At 34.7% G+C, this 23,565-nt stretch carries 20 protein-coding genes; 3 read left to right on the top strand and 17 right to left on the bottom strand.

All coding sequences use genetic code 11. The features are described from left to right. Nucleotides 1-164 precede the first annotated feature (164 nt). Nucleotides 165-1,772: a GGDEF domain-containing protein gene (locus DW114_RS13425; RefSeq protein ID WP_117454246.1), complete on the top strand. Its 1,608-nt coding sequence runs from the start codon at nucleotides 165-167 to the stop codon at nucleotides 1,770-1,772. A gap of 86 nt (nucleotides 1,773-1,858) precedes the next feature. Here the strand turns inward: DW114_RS13425 and DW114_RS13430 are convergent, their stop codons facing one another. The 5 genes from DW114_RS13430 to DW114_RS13450 all read right to left on the bottom strand — a co-directional run bounded on the left by DW114_RS13430 (nucleotide 1,859) and on the right by DW114_RS13450 (nucleotide 8,584). After that, a complete protein-coding gene (locus DW114_RS13430; protein ID WP_117454247.1) occupies nucleotides 1,859-2,299 on the bottom strand; it encodes a hypothetical protein in 441 nt (146 codons plus the stop codon). 50 nt (nucleotides 2,300-2,349) lie between these two features. After that, nucleotides 2,350-3,372: a GGDEF domain-containing protein gene (locus DW114_RS13435; RefSeq protein ID WP_199483592.1), complete on the bottom strand. Its 1,023-nt coding sequence runs from the start codon at nucleotides 3,370-3,372 to the stop codon at nucleotides 2,350-2,352. A gap of 166 nt (nucleotides 3,373-3,538) precedes the next feature. Continuing rightward, a complete protein-coding gene (locus DW114_RS13440; RefSeq protein WP_117454248.1) occupies nucleotides 3,539-5,050 on the bottom strand; it encodes an IMP dehydrogenase in 1,512 nt (503 codons plus the stop codon). 1,060 nt (nucleotides 5,051-6,110) lie between these two features. After that, nucleotides 6,111-7,493: an MATE family efflux transporter gene (locus tag DW114_RS13445; protein ID WP_117454249.1), complete on the bottom strand. Its 1,383-nt coding sequence runs from the start codon at nucleotides 7,491-7,493 to the stop codon at nucleotides 6,111-6,113. An 86-nt stretch (nucleotides 7,494-7,579) separates the two neighbouring features. Further along, nucleotides 7,580-8,584 (bottom strand): DUF952 domain-containing protein, encoded by a 1,005-nt coding sequence (locus tag DW114_RS13450; protein ID WP_158552271.1) that lies wholly within the window; start codon nucleotides 8,582-8,584, stop codon nucleotides 7,580-7,582. Between the two features lie 125 nt (nucleotides 8,585-8,709). On the opposite strand from DW114_RS13450, the gene DW114_RS13455 reads away from it, so the two are divergent. Both DW114_RS13455 and DW114_RS13460 read left to right on the top strand, forming a co-directional pair. Beyond that, a complete protein-coding gene (locus DW114_RS13455) occupies nucleotides 8,710-9,351 on the top strand; it encodes a TetR/AcrR family transcriptional regulator (protein WP_117454251.1) in 642 nt (213 codons plus the stop codon). Nucleotides 9,352-9,421: 70 nt separating this feature from the next. Next, complete coding sequence (locus tag DW114_RS13460) at nucleotides 9,422-9,697, top strand: hypothetical protein (RefSeq protein WP_117454252.1); 276 nt, start codon at nucleotides 9,422-9,424, stop codon at nucleotides 9,695-9,697. Nucleotides 9,698-9,720: 23 nt separating this feature from the next. Here the strand turns inward: DW114_RS13460 and DW114_RS13465 are convergent, their stop codons facing one another. From DW114_RS13465 to DW114_RS13515, 12 genes are all read right to left on the bottom strand, one after another. Beyond that, on the bottom strand, nucleotides 9,721-10,842 hold the full coding sequence (locus DW114_RS13465; protein ID WP_117454253.1) for an iron-containing alcohol dehydrogenase family protein: 1,122 nt from the start codon (nucleotides 10,840-10,842) through the stop codon (nucleotides 9,721-9,723). A 30-nt stretch (nucleotides 10,843-10,872) separates the two neighbouring features. Next, a complete protein-coding gene (locus DW114_RS13470; protein ID WP_117454254.1) occupies nucleotides 10,873-12,354 on the bottom strand; it encodes a glycoside hydrolase family 1 protein in 1,482 nt (493 codons plus the stop codon). An 18-nt stretch (nucleotides 12,355-12,372) separates the two neighbouring features. Beyond that, on the bottom strand, nucleotides 12,373-12,636 hold the full coding sequence (locus DW114_RS21735) for a PTS sugar transporter subunit IIC (RefSeq protein WP_207732783.1): 264 nt from the start codon (nucleotides 12,634-12,636) through the stop codon (nucleotides 12,373-12,375). Between the two features lie 28 nt (nucleotides 12,637-12,664). Then, nucleotides 12,665-13,708, bottom strand: coding sequence for a PTS sugar transporter subunit IIC (locus tag DW114_RS13475; RefSeq protein WP_207732784.1), 1,044 nt, complete (start codon nucleotides 13,706-13,708; stop codon nucleotides 12,665-12,667). 80 nt (nucleotides 13,709-13,788) lie between these two features. Beyond that, nucleotides 13,789-15,657: a BglG family transcription antiterminator gene (locus DW114_RS13480; RefSeq protein ID WP_158552272.1), complete on the bottom strand. Its 1,869-nt coding sequence runs from the start codon at nucleotides 15,655-15,657 to the stop codon at nucleotides 13,789-13,791. Nucleotides 15,658-15,765: 108 nt separating this feature from the next. Beyond that, nucleotides 15,766-16,680, bottom strand: a complete 915-nt coding sequence (locus DW114_RS13485; RefSeq protein WP_158552273.1) for an Abi family protein — start codon at nucleotides 16,678-16,680, stop codon at nucleotides 15,766-15,768. A 224-nt stretch (nucleotides 16,681-16,904) separates the two neighbouring features. Next, the gene (gene glgA, locus DW114_RS13490) at nucleotides 16,905-18,344 is read right to left on the bottom strand and encodes a glycogen synthase GlgA (RefSeq protein ID WP_117454257.1); all 1,440 of its coding nucleotides are present in this window, start codon (nucleotides 18,342-18,344) and stop codon (nucleotides 16,905-16,907) included. Further along, nucleotides 18,344-19,453: a glucose-1-phosphate adenylyltransferase subunit GlgD gene (gene glgD, locus DW114_RS13495; RefSeq protein WP_117454258.1), complete on the bottom strand. Its 1,110-nt coding sequence runs from the start codon at nucleotides 19,451-19,453 to the stop codon at nucleotides 18,344-18,346. The genes glgA and glgD overlap by 1 nt, the downstream gene beginning before the upstream one ends. A gap of 2 nt (nucleotides 19,454-19,455) precedes the next feature. Then, nucleotides 19,456-20,592 carry a glucose-1-phosphate adenylyltransferase gene (locus DW114_RS13500; RefSeq protein ID WP_117454259.1) on the bottom strand — a complete coding sequence of 379 codons (1,137 nt, stop codon included), beginning with the start codon at nucleotides 20,590-20,592 and terminating at the stop codon, nucleotides 19,456-19,458. A 283-nt stretch (nucleotides 20,593-20,875) separates the two neighbouring features. Next, the gene (locus DW114_RS13505; RefSeq protein ID WP_117454260.1) at nucleotides 20,876-21,631 is read right to left on the bottom strand and encodes an ABC transporter ATP-binding protein; all 756 of its coding nucleotides are present in this window, start codon (nucleotides 21,629-21,631) and stop codon (nucleotides 20,876-20,878) included. Continuing rightward, a complete protein-coding gene (locus DW114_RS13510) occupies nucleotides 21,624-22,493 on the bottom strand; it encodes an ABC transporter permease (protein WP_117454261.1) in 870 nt (289 codons plus the stop codon). The genes DW114_RS13505 and DW114_RS13510 overlap by 8 nt, the downstream gene beginning before the upstream one ends. Nucleotides 22,494-22,523: 30 nt before the next feature. After that, on the bottom strand, nucleotides 22,524-23,507 hold the full coding sequence (locus DW114_RS13515; RefSeq protein WP_117454262.1) for an ABC transporter substrate-binding protein: 984 nt from the start codon (nucleotides 23,505-23,507) through the stop codon (nucleotides 22,524-22,526). Between the last annotated feature and the right edge of the window lie 58 nt (nucleotides 23,508-23,565).

The following is a 23,565-nucleotide window of genomic DNA, read 5'->3' on the forward strand; positions in this document are numbered from 1 at the left end:
CGAAATATTTCACATAAAACCCTTTTTTAATACCATTTTCTACATTTCTTAATATGACGAACCACTTTTCCTCTATATATCAAAAAAAGTATATTACAAATATTAAAATTACCGTCGAACTTGAAAGCGCTTTATTGTATAATAGAGAAGAAGGGTGAGAAAAGATGGAGAATAAAGAAGAAAATTTAAAGGAATTCATTCAAAATAAAATGGAAGCTATCCAAACTGTACATCATGTTGATTTAAAAAAACAAAAAAAGTACAGTAATGAATTATTAGAAGCAGCGAAAAAGATAAATGATTTTTATGGAATTGCCTTTGCCTATGCTTTTCTTGCGGATTATTATGTAACCATTCGTGAACATCACAATTGTATCCATTACGTGCAAAAAACAAAAGAAATCGCACTCGCCTATAACTATTTAGATTTATTAATCAAAATACATATTATTGAAGGCATGTATCATAACGCAAACTTTGATGAAATAACGGCAGTACAATGCTACTTGGATGGATTAAAAGTGGCACAGCAGGCACATGACATCAATACGCAGATTGCTGTTTATAATAACATCGGTGTCATGTTTGAAGAAAAAGATGATAATACGGATGGCTTGTTATATATCCAGAAAGCCTTTGACTTGTTTAACGCAAATAAAGATGCGATCAGAGATCATATCGACTGTGTTGTTATTTTCAATCTGATAGAGCTGTATTTAAAAAATGGTCATATCAAAAAAGCCATTGATTTATATGACAAATATTACGATGATTTGAAAATATATGTTGGTGAAGAAAACATTGGTATTTTATATGTTTCTCAATTATATATGGCATATTATATGAAAAATGAAGAATATACTTTGCAGATGATTGATTTTTTTATCAACAGTGGCCTACATAATACATTAAATCGAAATATGTACTTCTCTTTCTATCGTGATGCTTTTCAAATCACTTTAAAACTGGAAGATAAAGAGCGTGCGGATAAATTATTGCGTTGTATGGGAACTTTATGTCTTGAGGATGATATCGCCCAGCAATTACAGCTGCATTTATGCTGGATCAATTTTGCGGAAACTTTCCATATGGAAAATGCTTTAATTTATTCTTATAAACAATATTATCAGCTTCAGAAACAAGTAAGTGATGTCACTAATAAATTCAAAGCCGAAAGTATGCGTGAAAAAATTCTGGTAAACGATATGCAGACAGAAAAAGAATGTATTATGAAAGAAAAACAAGTACTGGAATCTAAAGTGAAAATTGATGGATTAACAGGCTTATTTAATCGTTCTTATTTCATTAATCTAATCAATAGTCTTCATCATAATCATAATGTGGAAAAACTTGGCATTATTCTGTTAGATGTAGATTATTTTAAACAATACAATGACTGCTATGGACACACACAAGGAGATAAGGTTTTACAAAGTGTGGCACGCTGTCTGGACATCAACTCTGATAGCCGTATTTTTGCGGCAAGATATGGTGGCGATGAATTTATCTGTGTCTGTGTAAATATGAGTGATCATGAAATTGAATATTATTTAGGCAAAGTAAAAGAAGATTTAAACAACATGCATATCGAACATAAAAAATCTAAGGCTGCGGATATCGTAAGTGTTTCGGCAGGCTATGCGAACTTGAAAAATGATAAGTATTTTCAATTAGATGTGGCAGTAAATGTTGCGGACAGTGCCTTGTATCAGGTAAAAGAAAACGGTAGAAATCATTTTGCTTCATTGAATAAAAACAGTTGTGCTCAATAACTATTTAGGACAGATAATTAAAAAGAGGTTTCATTTGAAATCTCTTTTTTTAACCTATGTGCAAATAAGAATCTGATTTCCTGGTATTATTTTTTTGCCCGGTTGCCTTTTATAATGATTTGCAAGGTTTCACAAGCTTTTAAACATTCTTCTACACTTTCCTCTACCAAAGTTGGATCAAGGGTAGGATGTTGTTCATAAAATTCCTGAATAGCCAGATCATATTTATTTTTATATTTCGTATTTAATGCTTTCCAGTTCACATTTTTAAAAGCTGGAAGAATTTCTTCATTTACTGGTAATCGCTTTTGAAGCATCAATACTGCTAAAATCGGATATCCAGCATAATGCTGCCATATCGTTGCATTATCATTACTGGAATATACATCATCTTGAAAACGTACTGTATATCGTTTTGATTCATCACTGCTAGTAACATATGCTTCCTGTTCATGAAGTTCTACACGCTTATCCGCAATAGCGCTATAGGCCTCATATACCTTTGCTGCTGGTGGTAATTTTCCCATTCTATTCCTTCTTTCATCATTAGCATCTCACAAATATGATTCTTCTATACTCATCTTGCGACATGTGTATGTACTGCCTCAAGTGGAAAATCATGATGCAGCAGCATCTTATCTTTTAAACAGGCATTCTGCGCAAAAGCTTTCTGAATACGATCTATGATACATTGTATTCCCTCTTCTTTGGTATCCAACGCCATTACCAGAAACTGAAAACTGCTGTATTGTGTAAAAACATCTCCCAGTCTTAATGATGATTGAATAATCCGTTTCAGCGCAAACATACACTGTTCTTGTTGTTCAAAGGAAGGATACGCTCCCTTTGGATTCATTAATGTGAATAAAATCAAGCCGGCTTCCCCCTGAATACGGGACATTCTGCGTTCGATAAAACGATAAATATTTTGAAAAGAGTGATAATCCTGACAGAAAGCGCCAGGTATAATTTCCTGTTCCCGTAATTCTTTACGAATCAGTTCAATATCAACCAATAAATTTTCTGACATATAAATATCATTATACACATGTTCCCCATCTAAACGTCTTCTAATGTGCTTTTCCTTTACAAGTAAGGCATCTGCACGACGAAACATACTGATGTAATCATCATTAGGGCGATACATACAGCCGCATATGGAAACATAAATAGATGCACCATCTGTTACCTGTATCTGTTTTAACAATGAACGTATTTCTTTACGTTTTTCTTCAATAAATGATTCATCATCAGCTTCAGGATAGAATATGACAAATTCATCCCCGCCAACACGCCCAGCTGATCCATTTTTATATGTTATTTTCTTCAAAACTGCAGCAATTTTCTTCAAAGCAACATCCCCACAAATATGCCCATATTGATCATTGATCTGTTTAAAATGATCAACATCCAAAACAAATAAAGCGCCTTTTTGATACATTTGCAACTGTTGATTGATTTTTAATTCGATTGTTCCACGATTATATATCCCTGTTAGCCAATCCTGTTCTACCATGACTCTCAATTGTCGATTTTCTTCTTCTAGTTTTTGCAGCTTTTCCATCTGCAACTCATAAACTTGTTCTGTTTCTTCTATCATAACTACATCATCCTTTAATACCATCCCTGTGTTTGTAAACGCATCCATTGCTAATTTCTATTATAAGGTATTTTTACATAATTGAAAATGGTAACTTTTAAGAATTTCTTGTTTTTTCCCTTAAAAAAAGCTCCGCTTTCTTAGGAAAACGAAGTTTTTTTAATTCTTATTTTACTTTTGCATCTAATGTATTATCTTTAACAACAACATCATGTGCGCCACCTTCTACGATACTTGTAGAAGATACCAATGTGATTTTAGCTTTTTCCTGAAGTTCTGGAATTGTCAATGCACCACAGTTACACATCGTGTGTTTAACTTTACTCAATGTCAAATCTACATTGTCTTTTAATGCTCCTGCATATGGAACGTAAGAATCTACACCTTCTACGAAAGAAAGTTTCTTACTTCCTCCCATATCATAACGCTGCCAGTTACGTGCACGAGCACTTCCCTCGCCCCAGTATTCTTTCATATATGTACCATTGATGGTAACTTTCTTTGTAGGAGATTCTTCAAATCTTGAGAAGTAACGTCCTAACATAACAAAGTCCGCTCCCATAGCAAGTGCTAAAGTAATGTGGTAATCATGTACAATACCACCATCACTACAGATTGGAATATAGATACCTGTTTCTTTAAAGTATTCATCACGTGCACGTGCTACATCAATGGTAGCTGTTGCCTGTCCGCGACCAATACCTTTTTGTTCACGAGTAATACAGATACTGCCTCCACCAATACCAATTTTAATAAAATCAGCACCAGCTTCTGCTAAGAATCTGAATCCTTCTGCATCTACAACGTTACCAGCGCCTACTTTTACACTATCACCGTATTTTTCACGGATCCATTTCAAAGTCAATGCCTGCCATTCACTAAATCCTTCACTAGAGTCAATACATAATACATCTGCGCCGGCTTCTACTAATGCAGGAACACGTGTTTCATAATCTCTTGTGTTAATACCTGCACCGACGATGTAGCGTTTCTGATCATCCAGCAATTCATTTGGATGCTCTTTATGAGAATCATAATCTTTACGGAAAACGAAAGATTTTAAATGACCGTTTTCATCAATAATTGGCAACTGATTTAATTTGTATTCCCAAATCAAGTTATTTGCTTCTGTTAATGACATACCATCTTTTCCTACAATCAGCTTTTCAAATGGTGTCATGAATTCACTGACTTTTGTTGTAGGATCCATTCGTGATACACGATAATCACGACTTGTTACGATACCAACCAGTTTGCCTTCTGGTGTGCCATCTTCTGTAACTGCCATTGTCGCATGTCCTGTTTCTTCTTTTAATGCCAATACATCAGCCAGTGTTGCATCTGGACGAATATTGGAATCACTGTAAACAAAGCCTGCTTTTGTTGCTTTAACACGAGCAACCATTGCTGCTTCATCTTCTACGCTCTGAGAACCATAGATGAAAGAGATTCCTCCTTCTCTTGCTAATGCACAAGCCATTTTTTCTCCTGATACAGACTGCATAATTGCAGATACCATAGGAATATTCAAAGATAATGCAGGTTCCTCGCCTTTCTTGAATTTAACTAATGGTGTTTTCAAAGACACGTTTGCTGGTGTACAATCTGCACTGGAATATCCAGGTACCAACAGGTACTCCGCAAATGTACGTGACGGTTCGTTAAAGTAATAAGCCATGTTATCTCTCCTTTTTGTTCTATAAACTTTCCTTAAATTGATATAATTATAAAGATTATCCCTCGTGAAGTCAAGGGACTTTGAAAATTTTTTCATTAAATCAGTTAAAAATTAAATGTTGTTCTGATTTTACTGATTATCCTATAGTCATTCTTCAACTAATACTTCTTTAAATCATATATCAGGCGCTTTCCTAAACTATATATAGGTTATTTTCGCAAATTGCAAAATAATTTAGGATTTTCGTACCTAAATTACGTATATGTATTAGTAGGAGGTAAATTCCAAATGGAAAATATATTTTCGTTTTGGGAGAGGAAAAGAATACATATGGATGCACTAGTACTACTAGTTGTGATCTTAACATTACTTTGTGTTATCCTAAAAAGATAAGCTAAGGTAATGTAAAATCATGTTCAGAAGCGGTCCTTATCACACTTTTGGAAAATCTGTACGAAAATCTTTTCCACTCTTGGGACCTCTTGTTTTAAAAAAGGAATGGATAACCGGCAAAGTAATCCATTCCTTTTCTGATGTCTTTCGACATCCACTCTTGGTGCCTTTATAATACTATAAAATGTTATCAACGTCAAGAGAAAATCATTTATATTTCAATGAATTTTAAGTCGTCATTCTAACCATCAATAGGTTATTTTCACAAATTGTAAAATAATTTAGGATTTTCGCACCTAAATTACGTATATGTATAGTAGGAGGTAAATTCCAAATGGAAAATATATTTTCGTTTTGGGAGAGGAAAAGAATACATATGGATGCACTAGTACTACTAGTTGTGATCTTAACATTACTTTGTGTTATCCTAAAAAGATAAGCTAAGGTAATGTAAAATCATGTTCAGAAGCGGTCCTTATCACACTTTTGGAAAATCTGCACGAAAATCTTTTCCACTCTTGGGACCTCTTGTATTAAAAAGGAATGGATCACCTCACCGTTATCCATTCCTTTTATGATGTCTTTCGACATCCACTCTTGGTGCCTATATAATACTATAAAATGTTATCAACGTCAAGTAAAAACAGACTTAAATTCTCAAAAAGGTTTAAGAACAATTCAACTCATAATCCTTTACTTTCTCTTTTTCTTCTTCACTTTTTTGCATATAGCTGTCACGGTAGAAAGAGAACCATAACTGTAAACACATGCAACACCAGATTACCGGCTCACAAATAATAACACCAAAGTAATCCAGCAACGGAATAAACAAGATTACAAAGACTATTTTTCCACAGAACTCAATCACACTGGATACAAGTGGTATTACTTTTCTACCTAGCCCCTGTAAAGAATTTCTCAGATTTAGCAAGATTCCTAACACTGCATAAAATGGAGCATTGATCATCAAATATAAAGACCCATTATCTAATACAGCTGCCTCATTAGAACCAGATATAAGCGCAACTAGTGGTCTGGCAAAAAAGAACATTAAGACAAGTGCTATTCCACCCCAGCAAATACTGATGATATTAGCTGTTTTTACTCCCTGACGAATTCGTTCCTTTTGATTTGCGCCTTTATTCTGTGATACAAAGGTAGATAATGCCATACAGAATGTAGAAGCTGGCATCATACAGAAAGAATTGATTTTTCTTGCGGTAGAATGACCTGCGATAATCAAATATCCAAATTTGTTAATCGCTGTTTGCAGGATTACAGTACCTGCTGATACAATTGCCATCATAAATCCCATAGAAAATCCTTGTCCTGCAAGCTCCTGATACATTTGTTTTCCTACATGAAAATGTTTTCTTTGTGGTATTAATAATGGTGCTTTGAAATAAATGTATACGAAACACAGCACTGCACTAATCGCCTGAGCAATGACTGTCGCAACTGCTGCACCCTGTACACCCATAGAAAACTGTGTAATAAACACGATATCCAAAACAACATTAATAGCACTGGATATAATCAAAAACACAAGTGGCATCACACTATTTCCAATTGCACGTAACAATCCTGCACACATATTGTACGCAAACATCACGCCCACAAAAATCGTTACGGTGAATATATAGGAATATGACTCTTCTATAATTTCAGGTGGTGTATTTAATAACTGTAATAATGGATATAAAAACAGTTTCGCAATGATCATAATCACGATGGTTAAAAATACCCCAATCACGATAGAACCTGCGACTGAACGTTTTATTGCATCTTCATCATTTGCTCCATAACAGCGGGCGGTGACAATGCTTAACCCATTGCCAACCCCTAATGCGAATCCTATCATCAGCTCATATATTGCTGAAGCAGAACCAATGGCCGCAAGTGAAGCATCTCCCAGATAATTTCCTACGATCATGGTATCCATCGTATTGTATAACTGCTGGAACACATTAGCGATAAAAATCGGAATCGCAAACAGTAACAGCGCTTTAAAAATATTGTCTTTTGTTAAATCTACTTGTAAATGAAACATACTACGCATCCCTTCTCTTTTTCCTATCTATGGTACACTTTTTTGTTTCATTTCGTCAATGATGTTTTTTCGATTGTACATAAGTTTCATAACTTTGTATCTTCTGCCTCCATGATATCTACTTTTCCAAACATTATCATGTTGCCTTGATCAATGATGATGCCGCCTTTTTCATAGATGCCATATACATCTTTTTGTTTTTCTTTTATTACAAGCTGCATGCTTTCTTTTTGTATCCTGGATGCTTGATAGTGTGGTTCTATTCCAAAACCTTTTAAACATCCTAAACCTTTTTCATACACAAATGATGGATAATCTTCATCTGGAGTAATGTGATATTCATCAAATTGCATCATTGCTCCTGCACTATATCCCATCATCACACCCTGATAATTTTTCAATAAAGATGTTAATTTAAATTCACGAATACGTTTCATCATGAGATCTGGTGCACCTCCGGTAAAAAACACGATACTGCTGTTCATAATCTTATTTTCCATCTCTATTTTACTGTCTGTGAAATAATTGACCCAATGAATTTGTTCACGTTTCAATCCATAGCGAAAGAATACATCGGTATTGCTTTTGTACCAGATGCCCTGTCCTGGTTTATATTGACGGTTCCAATCATCTAATGTCTTGGTATCATCAAAGAAGCTAAATGCCATCACACATACTTCATCCTGAGCAGATATATATTTTTTCAAAGCTGGATAACACCAGTTTTCATCAATCATACTGGTATTCATCAAAATATGTACACATTCCTTTTGATTCAGCCATGCTTTATCATCATGAATAAATGGTACACAACGTTTGATTTCGTCATGTTGAATCATGCCATATACACAAGGAAATGCGTGCCCTTTATGATCCTTCACAAAACGTATACGATTTCTTACTTTATCCATATCCACAACCAAAAAGATATATTCACGGGTATCTTTATAGAAAGCTGGTGCGAGGTAACGAAAACTGTTCCATGTCGCAAACTGGATATATCCTTTCGCCTTTATCTCTGATGTTCCATACGTTCCATTTTCTATTTCTTTTTCAAATGCTTCTTTTAAACAACAATGTATGATTTCCATTCTATAACCCCATTTCATCTTTATCATTATGCCATGATTCAATCCCTATCACAAGTAAATGTTTGACATCCTTTAAAAACCATGTTAAGCTGAATACAGACCAAAAGTCTGTATAGGAGAAAATTATGGCTAGATATGCACATCCAGAGAGAACAGTAGAAAATATCATCACAACTGCAACTGCCTTATTTCTTGAAAAAGGTTATGAACAAACCAGTATTCAGGATATATTAGATGCTTTGCATTTATCAAAAGGTGGCTTATATCATCATTTTGAATCTAAAGAAGCCATATTATCCGCAGTGATGGAGCATTGTAGTAAAGAATATCAGAAACAATTACACGATATCATAAATTCAATAGAAGCTGAGAATGGAAAAGCTAAATTAAAAGAATTATTACGTTATCTTGCCACGCATGCACAACGATATGGCTTTGAGAAAACAACAGCTATAGAAGCGAAAAATCCACATTTTGTGGTCAATGGTATGAGAAACTGTATGGAAGTTGATGCGCCCTTAATATCAAAATTTATTGAAGAAGGTATATCTGATGGTTCCATTCAAACAAGCGATCCTGATTTATGTGCAGAAGTATTCCTATTTCTTATTAACTATTGGATCAATCCTATCATCAATCCAGATGATTGTGACCAGATCAAACGGCGTTTATCATATTTAAAGCATATGATGGATCGTATTGGCTTTGATATTCTGGATGATGAATTAATGGAAGATATATGGCATGCCTATCAAAAAAATAATTAAAATATCTGCCTAAGCAGATTATTTTATACAGCAATACAGACCAATAGTCTGTAAGAAAGGAAGAACGCTGATGAAAAGAATGGATCCAATGGAAAAGACTAAAAAGGTATTACAAAAAACACAAGCTTTCAATAATCGTGTATGCACAAAAAGTAAAAAGATAAGCCACCCTTCAAAAGAGGTCATGGAGAAAGGTAATCATATTGGCGATATCATTGCTGGCGGATTGATTGTCGTTGGTGGTGTGCAGTTATGTTTTGGTTTCCCCTATTATGCTTTAGGTAGTAGTGGCATTGGAATTGTGACACTGATATCTCACAGAATATGTAAAAATCTAAATCACTAAGCGAAAAGGCAGAAAAATTATAATCATTCCTGCCTTTTTATATAACATGCTTGATAGATCATTTGCTTGATTTGTTGTGGGGATATGGAAATCGGGTTGATAGAAATATTTTTTTGTATCATCATTTCTATTAATCTATCTGCATCTTCTAACGTATGGATATAGTCGCTAAGTTGTGGATAATGAAACTGTTGTTGTATTTGTATGATCCAATTTATACAATCCATTTGGATGCGATCATTGATTTGATCATATCGACTTTTACATGTGCTGGCATTATACTGCATAATATATGGCAACAACATTCCTACACACATTCCATGATGTAATTGAGGAAACATCTCATGAATGCATCCCGCAAGTATATGATTGGCATGTAAATCATTTTCCATTGCAATTCCTGCATATAAACTTGCGAGTTGTAGCTGCATACGATCGTGTAATTCACCAAACAAGGCTGGTTTTAAATGTTTTGTTACCAACTGTATGGATGTAAGGGCACATTCATCAATAAATTCATCTGGCATCGTCATTGATTTTTTATTCGTATATGCCTCAATCGCATGCGCAAGAATATCCATGCTGCCATATAAAACCATGTCCACTGTTAATGATTTCATAAATTCACAATCTATCATCATAAAATCAGCACGAGCAGCTTTCTCAATGATACGATGTTTCCTACCGGTTCTATGATTCTTTACGACAATATTTTTACTAATTTCACTTCCTGTGCCAATGGTTGTCGGTATACAGATAAGTGGTATTGTTTTTTCAATATCATATGATTTATCATGTATAAAATTTAAAATATGTTGCTTTTGATCATACATCAAGGATACAGCTTTTCCAGTGTCTAGCACACTTCCTCCACCTATCGCAATCACACCATCACATTGATATTTTCGTGCTGTATATAATGCGTTCATAATCATATCATCATCAGGATCTTTTTCTATTTGATTATATTCGATATACGTAATATCTAGTGAAGATAATGCAGTTTGATAATATAGAGATCGTTGTATGGTTTTAGATATAAGTATCAACGCTTTTTGTATAGCATATTTATCTACGATATCCTGTAATTGATATAATGACTTATCTTGTATGACGATATCTGTCTGCTTGTAATGCTGAATCATTTCTTTTATGAAAACGATTGATCGTGACGATCAATCGTTATCTCCTAAATCTTCTCCATTGCTTGCGATTACTTTCTTATACCAATAGAAAGAATCTTTTTTATAACGTTTCAATGTTCCATTGCCATAATCATCCTGATCTACATAAATATATCCATATCGTTTACTCATTTCTGATGTACCAGCACTGATGATATCAATACATCCCCATGAAGTATAGCCAAACACATTTGCTCCATCATTGATTGCTTCTTTCATTTGGCGAATATGTTCACGCAGGTAGTCGATACGATAGGCATCATGAATCGTACCATCTTCATTTAATTGATCATATTCTCCCATTCCATTTTCTGCGATAAATATTGGTTTGTGATAACGATCCCATAATTCATTGATAATGATTCTAAATCCTATTGGATCTATCTGAAAGCCCCAGCTGGTTCTTTTTAGATGCTCATTAGGCACAACTGGGATACCGAAATCAGGTAAACCATTTGCACCGCCATTTCCATGCAAGGCACGTTCACTGACACTCATTGTGTAATAATAACTAAAGGAAATATAATCCACAGTATTATTTTTTAATATTTCTAAATCATTGGGCAACATTTCTATATGAATATTCTCTTTCTCCCACTCATTTAAGATATAGGTTGGATATTCTCCTTTGGATTGCACATCCACAAAGAAATAATTGTTGCGGTTTGCCTTTTGTGATAACAGATTGTCTATTGGTTTATTGGTTTCCGGATAGGTATGTGTAATTCCCAGCATACACCCTACCTGTACATCCTCTATGATTTCATGTGCAAGTTTTGTTGCTAAGGCACTTGCGATGAATTGATGATGAATGGCCTGATATTTTGCCTGTTTTTCATTTTCACATGTTTCAATAAAGACACCACCTGCGGTAAATGGCAAATTTAACATCATATTGATTTCATTGAACGTCATCCAGTATTTCACTTTATCTTTATATCGACGAAATACTGTTTCACAATATTTCAAATAAAAATCCACAGTTTTTCTATTCACCCATCCGTTATATTCCATTGCTAAATGTAATGGTGTTTCATAGTGTGATAAAGTAATCAATGGCTTGATACCATATTTTAAACATTCATCAAATACCTGATCATAAAACCGCAAACCTTCTTCATTTGGTGTTTCATCATCTCCATTTGGATAGATTCTTGCCCAGTTGATAGACATACGGAAAACTTTAAATCCCATTTCCGCAAGTAATGCGATATCTTCTTTATAGTGATGATAAAAATCAATTCCTCTACGTTTTGGATAATTACGAGTTTCTCGATTTCCTTTTAATATTTCTTCCACTTCGCATCTTGGAACAGTTTCCATATTCTTGCCTTTTGATTCTTCTTTTGTATAATATTGAACGACATCGGCAGTGCTATACCCTTTGCCGCCTTCCTTCCAGCCACCTTCCAACTGATTAGCAGCTGTTGCGCCACCCCATAAAAAATCTTTTGGGAATCCTTTTTCTTTCATAACGATAACCTCTTTCTTTTATGCTTGTGTTTCTTCCTTTTTTTCTTGTTTTGCAGCTTTATTTGCTGCGATGACAAATGGCAGATAAATAAGGGTTGCTACGGTGATTGCCAATATCTGAGATACAATAGATTGCCATGCACCGGATGTAGATAAGAATGCCTTAATTGGTTGTGGTGTTGCCCATCCTGCATCCAGCACTCCCGCAGGAACCAGTCCAAGGAAGATTTCCAATGCACCAATGGCAGTATTGACAAGTGGTGCCAGGACAAATGGAATCATTAAAATTGGATTTAATACGATTGGTAAACTAAATCATAGGTTCATTGATACAGAATAATCCAGGAATCAATGACATCTTTGCTACTTTAGAATAATCATCCTTTTTCCATTTATCCTTCATAAATTTAGCACAAATTAAAATGGCAATAATCAAACCTAATGTATTTCCTGTACCACCGATACAGCCAAAGTTTTCAAATAATGATTGCCATGTAAATGGATAAGGAGCACCTACAGTTGTCGCATGTGCAGCTGCAAAATCTAAGTTTACGATATTTGCTTCAGCGAACAATACTTTATAGATTGGTGATACTGTCGCAGTCCCATGGATACCAAAGCACCACAATAACATTGCCAAAAATTCTAAAATGAAGATGGTTGCCACATTGCCTCCCAGAGCAGTTAATGGTGTTTGAAGCATAGTATAGATCAAAGCGTTTAATCCATTAGGATCAATTTGTAATACGATAAAGTTCAAAATCGCACATACGACCAATACAATAATGATTGGAATTGTGACATTAAAGGATTTCGCAACTTCTGGTGGAACGGTATCCGGCATAGTGATACGAATCTTTTCAATACGTGCAAGCTTGGTAAAGCCCCATCCAACAATCAAACCGATAATGATGGCGATAAATAAACCATTTGCGCCAAAATAATTTGTAGAAAAATAGCTGCCGCTTTCTAAATTTTCAATTGGATAAAAAATGAAGAATGCAGTTAATGCAGTAATACCAGCTTTATTCCCCTCACCTTTGTATTCACGTGCCATATTTCTTGCGACAAGGAAAACAATGAATAAAGACATGACAGTATTGGTACCTGTCAACACGGAATTTAATACAGCCTGTGCCTGATCAATATTAGGGAACATTCCTACTAAGAATTGTCCAATAAAACCATTAGATGCGAATATTACATTGTTGATTACAACGACCAGCGAACCAGCAAGTGTAAATGGGAAAATCTGTAAGAATGCATCACGTATTGCGCAAATACCCTTCACATTCGCGATACGCATTGCGACTGGGATGAACCATCGATTCATGATGGCATCGAATGTTTTCATAACTTAATAATCCTCTCTTTCTGTGAATGAGATCCTGATCAGGGATCACGTCATGACGTATATATGTTATGATCAGTTTTTTACTGATGTATAACCTGATTGAATAAAACCTGCATCATCGGATTAATTTCTTTTAGTTCTTTATAAAAGATTCCATATTTGATGTTGCCTTGATGTTTATCGTAATACATATGTGTATCCTCACTTTTTTGTATAACGATACTGCCAAATACCGTATGCATCGTTATCGCATATTGGTTTGTTTTAAAATCACATTCCTCAAAACAAATGGATATATCTTTAGGATTCATATGTTTATGTTTTCTTAAATTTTTTAAATAATGGCGAATTGTCGCAATATCCGTTTCATCACAAAACAGTGATACTGCGATATATGGTAAATTCATCGAAACGTTGCCTGTTGTTAATATCAAATCAATATTTTCCATATTTACCTGATTTAATTTACTTGGTGGTAAGATTTCTTTTATCACAACATCTTGAAATGTGTTTTCTAATCTTGTTTTTAAGAGTTGCGCAGAACCTACACTTTGCCCTGTGACCAAGATTGCTTGAATCGTATGTAAATGTCGTTCAATTGCACTTTGAAAATATACCATGATATAAGCTACTTCTTCTTTTGATGGTTCTTTAATTTCATATCTTCTACTTGTCAGAATACAACTTAACTGTGTCAGATAGAATTCCAATGGATAACGTTTTTGTATTTCTTCCACCATCATGTTATTGATCTTAATATCATAGCGTAATCGATTAATCATTGGTTTGATATGAAAACGCAGATTCGAATGCAAATATACCTGATTAGAAAAATCAATACCAAACAGAATCGACATATGTTCGATCAGATATCTTGTATAGGCAAGTGTAAGGGAGTTTAGATCATTTGCTTTTGTATTACGCTCTACGATCTCAATTTCTTTTTTGCTTAAACCTCCACTGATCAAATGCCGATAAACATTTATCGCCTCAGCTTCTGTGATCTGTATATCGTATTGATGATTGATATTACGACATAATTTATTTGTAAATTCAAAATCTGTTTCATCAATCGCATCATCGTAATATACCAATTCTTTTACATCTTGTATGTAGTTGCCATGTTTGATTCTCAAAATCATTAACACAAGATACAAGAAGGCATTACTGTAATATGGTTCATTGATAATCTTTTTCGATACTGCTTCTATATGATTCATATTCTGTTCAAGAAATTCAATAATCGCTTCTATATCATCAACTTCCATATCATGAAATCTCTTAAATTTTTCACTTAAGTGTTGATAACGTTCAACTTCCATCACATGTTCATAAAGATAACGTTCCATATAATCAAGCAATGCTTTTCGTATGTTAATTTCACTTCCATGAATACATGTACCCTTTTTACTTTTTTCCATTGTAATATCATATCGTGTTAGTTTTTCAGATACGATATCCAAATCTTTCATAATAGAGCTGGCACTAACGAAATATAGATCTGAAAAATATTGAATGCTGTAATATGCATTGGGATTCCAAAGATACTGAAGATAAATTTCTGTTCTTCTATCCGATATACTGAGATATTCATCTTTTCCACTTTGTTCCTGTAATAGCTTATTTAATTCATTGATTTGATCATGTTTTAAATTTAAACGAATGCCACAATGTGGTTTTTTATCGACTTCTATATGAATGTCTGCCAGAGTTTTCATTAAAACATTTACATCATTAGAAACTGTCTTATAAGAAATCTGAAGCATATCTGCATATTCTTGCAAGGTCTTATAATCGTTTTCTTCAATCAATGATTTCAACAATACTTTTTGTCTTTCATTCAATTTCATTTTCATCAGCTCTTTCTTTACATCTTCATTATAGACGATTTTATGATTACCCGAAATAACAAAGCAATACCAGATTAATGTGGCAAAAATAGAATACACAGGTATATTTTCTCCATAAAAGAATAAAAAAAAGGAAGGATCTTTCATAAGAAACATTCTTCCAACTATATTAAGCAACTATTTTGTATTGTCAATCCTTTTATCTCGCTAATGAATATCTATACAATATCCATTTGCTTTTTCTAGTATTTCTTTCCAATTATATGGAAATCCATATTTTTTCTTATCAACTTTAGTCTTTTTAAATTCACTTAAAAGTCTGAAAATCAATCTTTTTCCTAAATCATGATTAGGATTAAGCAAAATAATAACATATATAAAATAAAAAGTTGAACTATTGTCTTTATCTGGATCATAAAACGGAGTTTTATATAACAACATTTTAATTGTATGTTTAACATCATACAATCTATGAAAATGACAACATTGATTTCTAAAGTAGGCGATAGCATGGTAGAAACTTTCAATATATGTATAACTAATATTTTTATAGGATTGCTTCACCATATTTTTTTTATCTTCATTCGTCATCATACTAAATAATTTCGAAACATTTCCAAATGATAATAATTCTATTACAACCCATAACGGCATATCGCCTCCATATTTAGTTTTGTGATGCTTAATAATTAGATTGTTAGGGTTATTATTTTTTAAATCTTCAATTTTCTTTAACAAATTTCTATGTTTATTTTTGGCTATTTCTTTAAAATTGCTATCATCCATATATCCATCAGCGCCATAAGCCAAAGAAAAATAATTTGCTAATCTTGTTTTAAAATAGACTTCTACATCATTAATAATTTCAATTATCATACCTCTTAAAACTTTATCAAATTTATAAATACTATATATTTGTTCAAAAGTGATATATTGATAAAAGATATCATTATTATCTACAAAGTTTATCCAATAACCACTTAGTCTATAGTAATTTTCCTTCTTTAACACTTTTAATGCATTGCTCTTATTCCCAACTTTCAATTTTTTATCTATCATTAAATGTTTTAATTGTGTTTCAAAAGTCAATGCTTCTTTCAACTTACTTTTTTCATCCTCCATATTATTCCCCCTTATCATTTTACAAAAAAGAGCTCCGGTGGTACGCATTGTTAAGAGGCGGCGGAGCTACTGTCAACATTATTATATGATGTTTTTATTTTTTTTGCACTTTATGTATAGTTTATTTTTGCTTTTAACATTATTTATAGTATTTATCTATTATTGCAATATTTAGAGGCCTTCTAAACACCATAAAAGGACAGGTACTCCCTGTCCTTCATTTCTTATAGATGTAATTGTGAATACAACTGGCAATACATATCCGCACTGTGGTCCCAGCTCACGTCTGTGTCCATTGCATTGCGTACCAATGTCTTCCAGTCTTCTGGACGATCATAGTAAACGCTGATTGCATTGTACATAACCTGAATCATTTCATCAGAGTTATAATTTGTGAAACTGAATCCATTACCAGTCTTATCAAATTCATTGTATGGTGTAACCGTATCTTTTAATCCACCAGTTTCTCTTACAAGTGGTAAAGTACCATAACGCATACTAATCAATTGAGAAATACCACATGGTTCAAACAAAGATGGCATTAAGAACATGTCACAAGCTGCATAGATACGATGTGCCAAAGAATCATTGTATCCTTTATAGAATGCAATTTTTCCACGGTTTCCTGCTTCTAATTGTGCCATTTTTTCTTCAATGCTTGCCTCACCACTACCAAGTACAGCTAACTGAATTGGCATCTGACAAATTTCAGAAAGTTTTTCCATCATCAAGTAGAATCCCTTCTGCCATGTTAGTCGGGAAACGACCCCAACCAACATGACATCCGGATCTACTGTAAGACCTAATTCTTTTTGTAATGCTTCTTTGTTCAACGCTTTTGCTTTTTTCACATTGACCTTGTTGAAATTGTAAGGAACCTGTGGATCAGTCATAGGATTCCATGATTCAATATCAATTCCATTTGTAATGCCCCATAAATCATATTTACGGATATTCAATACCATTTCCAGATGTTCTCCGTACTGTGGTGTTAAAATTTCTTGTGAATATGTTGGAGATACCGTTGTGACTTTATCAGCGTATAGAATACCTGATTTCATAAAACTGATACCGCCATCATAACGTACGTTTCCATTGTCATAGATACGATAATCAAGACCTAAACAGCTATCCAGCATTTCCACGCCGAAGTTGCCCTGATAAGCCAGATTGTGAATCGTATATACATGACGAATGTTACGATAACGTTCATCAAAGCTGTGTCCTTCTTTACACATTGCAGGAATCATACCTGTGTGCCAGTCATGACTATGCATGATTTCAGGGAAGTAATTCAGCTGATTCAACATTTCAATAACAGCTTTCTGGAAGTAAGCAAAACGCTCACCATCATCCATATAGCCATACATGTTATCTCTTTCGAAATACCCTTTATGTTCTACAAAATAGAACTTTACATCTTTTACCATACTGCTCCAGATATTTACTGGTACTTCGTGGTAGGCAATAGAAACACTGTATTGTGCTTCTAACTGAAAATCCTGATGGTATTTTTCAGCAATTGGTCTATACAAAGGAAGGACTACGCGCACTTCATGTCCTTTGTTAGACAGTGCCTGCGGCAAAGAACCGATAACATCTGCAAGTCCACCACTCTTGATGAATGGAAGACCTTCGGCAGCAACCATTAATATTCTTGCCATTAGATTTTATCATTCCTTTTCACGTACATAGGCTTATCTGGCTGCGCAAGAATTTCTTTCTTACGTAAGATTCTAGCCTGTTTATCTACAACTACATTTTCAATATGAACATCTTCACCAATGACAGCACCAGGAAGAATGACACTGTTTTTCACAACTGCGCCTTTCTTAATGACACAACCACGTCCGATGACAGAGTTTACGACATCTCCTTCAATCAGACATCCATTGGATACCATGCTCTGTTTTACTTCTACACCTGAATAGTATTGTGCAGGACAAGAGTCGTTGGTACGTGTATAGATTGGCCAGTCTGGTTTAAACAGATCTAATACACGATCATAATCCAGAAGGTCCATATTTGCATTGAAGTAGCTGCGGAAATCATTAATACATGCTACATATCCACGGTGTGCTACACCACGAATATCTAATTCTGTACATTCATCATTTACGATATCTCTGAACCAGTATAAAGAACTAACATTGGCAGCCTTTTTCACAAGGTCCATAAATAATTCTTTGCTTAATACATATGTTTCAAGAGAAATTGCTCTTGATTTATAATTTCCACGGTTCTTATCAATTGAAAGAACACCCTTCTGCTTGTTTAAATTTAAAACGTCGCAATTGATAAATGCTTCTTTGGCATTATCAACGTTTTGATATAATACTGTAATATCAGCACCGCTTTCTACATGTGTATCCAGCAAATCTCTGAAATCCTGACGATAAATCATATGAGGTGGTGTAATGATAACATATGGATAATTGACATTTTCAATAGCCAGCATGTTATTCATAAAAGAGTTGATATCTGTACTATACAGATCATTGACTCCATAGGATGGTAAAATATGCATCTTACCACGTTTTGAGTTAATATTGTAATGACGGCCTGTACCTAAGTGCTCAATCAGACTTCTTGGATTTGATTTTACAAACACTTTGATGTGGTTGACACCACTATTGCTCATATTACTTAATGGAAAGTCCACCAAACGATATCTTCCCAAAAAGCTGAATGCTGATAATGGACGATAGTCCTGCATTCCCTTGACAAATACATCAGGTCCTTCATAGTTTACAATTCCAAATGCGTTACACATAACTATTCACACCTCACTCTCTTGCTGATCAATTCAATATGTTCACTGTTTGGATCACCGACAACTGCACCTGCATCAACTTTCACACCTTCAGCAATAATTGCTCGGTTGATGACGGCACCTTCTCCAATTTCAACATCTGGCATCAATACAGAGTCGTTGATAACAGCTCCTTTTGATACTTCCACGTTTGTAAACAATACAGAATTGTTAATTTCACCATTGATCATACAGCCCTGATTGATATAAGCATTATCAATCTTAGCGTCTGGTCCAATGAAGTGAGGTATTGTAGCAACGTCTTCTGTGTAGATCTTCCAGTTAGGATCGTTCAAGTCAAGCTCGTTATTCTTTCCTAAAAGATCCATGTTTGCTTCCCACAGAGAATCAACAGTTCCTACATCTTTCCAATAACCTTTGAACTGGTAAGCAAATAAACGTTTGTTTTCATTCAGCATTGCTGGAATGATATCCTTACCAAAGTCATGGTTACTGTTTGGGTCATCCATATCTGCAACCAGCATTTTTCTCAGCTGTTTCCAGTTAAAGATGTAAATACCCATTGAAGCCAGATTACTCTTTGGATGTTCTGGTTTTTCTTCAAACTCAACAATGCGTCCTGTTTCATCCGTATTCATAATACCGAAACGGCTTGCCTCTTTCATAGGCACTGGCAGAACAGCAATCGTTGCGTCAGCATCACAAGCTTTGTGATGTGATAACATCTTGGAGTAATCCATTTTGTAGATATGATCTCCTGACAGTATCAATACGTAATCCGGATTGTGACTATCAATGAAATCGATATTTTGTGAAATTGCATCTGCGGTACCACGGTAAACATCAAATGCCGCTCCGTCTTTTTCACGAGGTGGCAATACATACACTCCACTATCTTTTGCGTCAAGTCCCCAACGCTGTCCTGCTGCTGCATAAGAGTTCAGTAAAACTGATTCATACTGCGTCAGCACACCAACAACGTTAATATTGGAGTTTGCACAATTGCTTAGTGGAAAGTCGATAATTCGATATTTCCCTCCATAGTACACTGCAGGTTTTGCAATCTTTTTGGTCAAGGCATATAGACGAGTACCTCGGCCTCCGGCCAGTATCATGGCCAACATGTTGTTTTGTCTCACAGTAAATCCCCCCTTAGGAATTTTCATCTATATATCTAGTATAATAACTTTTGTCACAAATTTCCAGCATTTTTTATATATTTTTAAACTTTTTGTATGCGTTTTCAAATTTGGGACTATTTTGCGGTGCACAAGCAAAAACATGCAAAAAAAGTCAAGTTAAAATTTTATGTATTTTTCATGAAAATTTTTAACTTTTTATTTCCCGCATGTTCAGTATATTAACATAGTTTTCAAAATATTCCTTATTTTTTTCAAAGGAAATATCTGGAAAAGGTAAATTTTAGATAAAGTCATACATTTGTAACAAATCTTCTACAGTTGTGGACTTACGTTCCTCTCCTTCTAATACCTTTACAATTTTTCCTTCATTCAAAATGATAGTCTTATTTCCATATTCGAGTGCCTGACGCATATTGTGGGTAATCATCAGGGTTGTGATGTTATGTTCTTTTACTATTTTATCAGTGATCTCCATCACCTGTGTTGCGGTTTTAGGATCTAAAGCTGCTGTATGTTCATCTAGCAGCAACAGCTTTGGTGTCACAATGGTAGCCATTAATAATGTTAAGGCCTGCCGCTGTCCTCCTGACAATAAACCAACATTGGTCGTGATGCGCTCTTCTAATCCTAAATTCAACTCTTTTAATTTTTCAATAAAGAAAGAACGGTCGCCTTTTTTGATTGCACGTGATAACGTCGTACGTTTTCCACGACTGTAAGCCAGACCAAGATTTTCTTCAATCGTCATATTGGGAGCTGTTCCTTTTAAGGGATCCTGAAACAATCGACCGATTTTCTTAGCACGTTTATATTCTGGAAAAGAACTGATATCTTCACCATCTAATATAATACTGCCAGAATCATTTGGCAAAGAACCGCTGATGACATTCAATAACGTACTTTTTCCAGCGCCATTGGTACCCAATACACTGATGAAATCACCTTCCTCAACATGAAAGGAAACATGATCTAACGCTACTTTTTCATTAACTGTCCCCGGATAAAATGTTAGGCATAAATCTTTTAAATCAAGCATGTTTCTTCCCCCTTTTTCCAACCAGCTGAGGTAATGATATGGCAAGTGCCACAAGAATTGCACTGACTAATTTTAAATCCGTGCTGGCAATACCAATCTGCAAGGCTATCGTCAATATAAATCGATAAGCGATTGCGCCGACAATAACAGCCATAAAATGATATACAAGTGTCTTTTTGCGCAAGAAAGCTTCCCCAACAATGATGCTGGCAAGTCCTACGACCATCATGCCGATACCACCACTGACATCCGCAAAATTCTGATATTGTGCAAAGATGCCACCGCCAAGTGCCACGATCGCATTTGCTAAGGATAAACCCATGATTTTCATCATATCAGAATTGATACTGGAAGCTCTTACCATGGCTTCATTATCTCCTGTTGCACGTAGACTCATACCCAACTGTGTCTTTAAAAAGGCATATAATACAACTGCAAGCAATACTAAGATCAAACCAATCAAAACCGCTTTATGATAACGTCCAAGACCTTCAAAAGCAGTAAAAATCGTTGTTAAGCCAAAGGTAGAAATATTAGGTTTTCCTGCCATGATTTTTAAATTGACAGAGTATAAAGCAGTCATCGTCAAGATGCCCGCAAGAAGGGGCTGTATTTTGCCTTTTGTCTGTAAAAGACCTGTCACAATACCTGCCACTCCTCCTACGATAAATGCCATAAGAATGCCTAGATAAGGATGTCCTGCCACACAACAGATTACACTTGCGGCACAACCTGTGGTAAAACTTCCATCAATGGTTAAATCCGGGATATTTAAGATACGAAAGGAAATAAATACCCCAAAGGACATAATCGCAAAAATCATCCCCAACATGATTGCATCCATGATTACATCTAAACTCATAACTGCTCACCCTCTCTTGTTTGTATACGTTTATTCTTCGATCATGACTAAGTTTTTATCATTCTTCACTTCATCTGGAAGTGTGATCCCCAAGGTATCCATTGTCTTTTTATTTACATAGATATTTAAATTTGTATTGAATACTTTTACTGGGATATCTTCTACTTTTGTACCTTTTAAAATCTGATCTACCATCTTTGCTGTTTCCTGTCCAAGTTCTGTATAATTGATACCTACTGTCGCAAATCCACCATCTTTTACCATAGAATCAGCACCTGTGTATACTGGCACCTTTTTCTTATTTGCGGCTTCCACAAGTGGTGCCATAGAGCTTGCGACGGTGTTATCATTTGGTGCTAAAATAGCATCTACAGAATCTGTCAATACAGAAATAGCACTCTGTAATTCTGAAATATTTGTTCCACTGCCTTCGACTAATTCAATATTGTTTTCTTTACAATATGCTTTGGCTTTTTCAAGGTTAGTTACTGAATTGGGTTCACCGGGATTGTATAAGAAGCCCAGTTTTTTCATTTTTGGATCAATCTTTTGTGCTAAAGCAATGATCTGATCAATTTGAATTTCATCACTTGTTCCTGTGATATTTTTATCAGGTTTTTCCACATTTGTCATTAACTTAGAACCTACAGGATCACTGACTGCCGCAAATACAATAGGAATATCTTTGCTGTAGTTTGCTGCTGCTGTCGCTGTTGGCGTAGCAATTGCTACAATGACATCTGATTTATTTCCGGCAAATGTTGACATGATAGAATTAGCTGTTGTTGGATCATTTCCAGCATCTTTGAAATCATATGCAATGTTTTCGCCTTCTTTATATCCTAATCTTTCCATCTCCGCTTTGAATGAATCACGAATTTCATTCAGACTTGTATGCTCCACAATCTGTGCTACAGATACAAGTGGTTTTTTCTCATCCTTATTACTGCTACATCCTGCTAATACACCTGCACACATCATGCATGCCATTAAAGTTTTTACTGTTTTTTTCATTTTCAATTTCCTCTCTTTCATCATTGTGTTGTTTGTTTTTTATTTGTTTTATTGGCTT

Source organism: Absiella sp. AM09-50 (assembly GCF_003433845.1).
In the GTDB taxonomy this organism is placed as follows: Bacteria; Bacillota_I; Bacilli_A; order Erysipelotrichales; family Erysipelotrichaceae; genus Hoskinsella; species Hoskinsella hominis.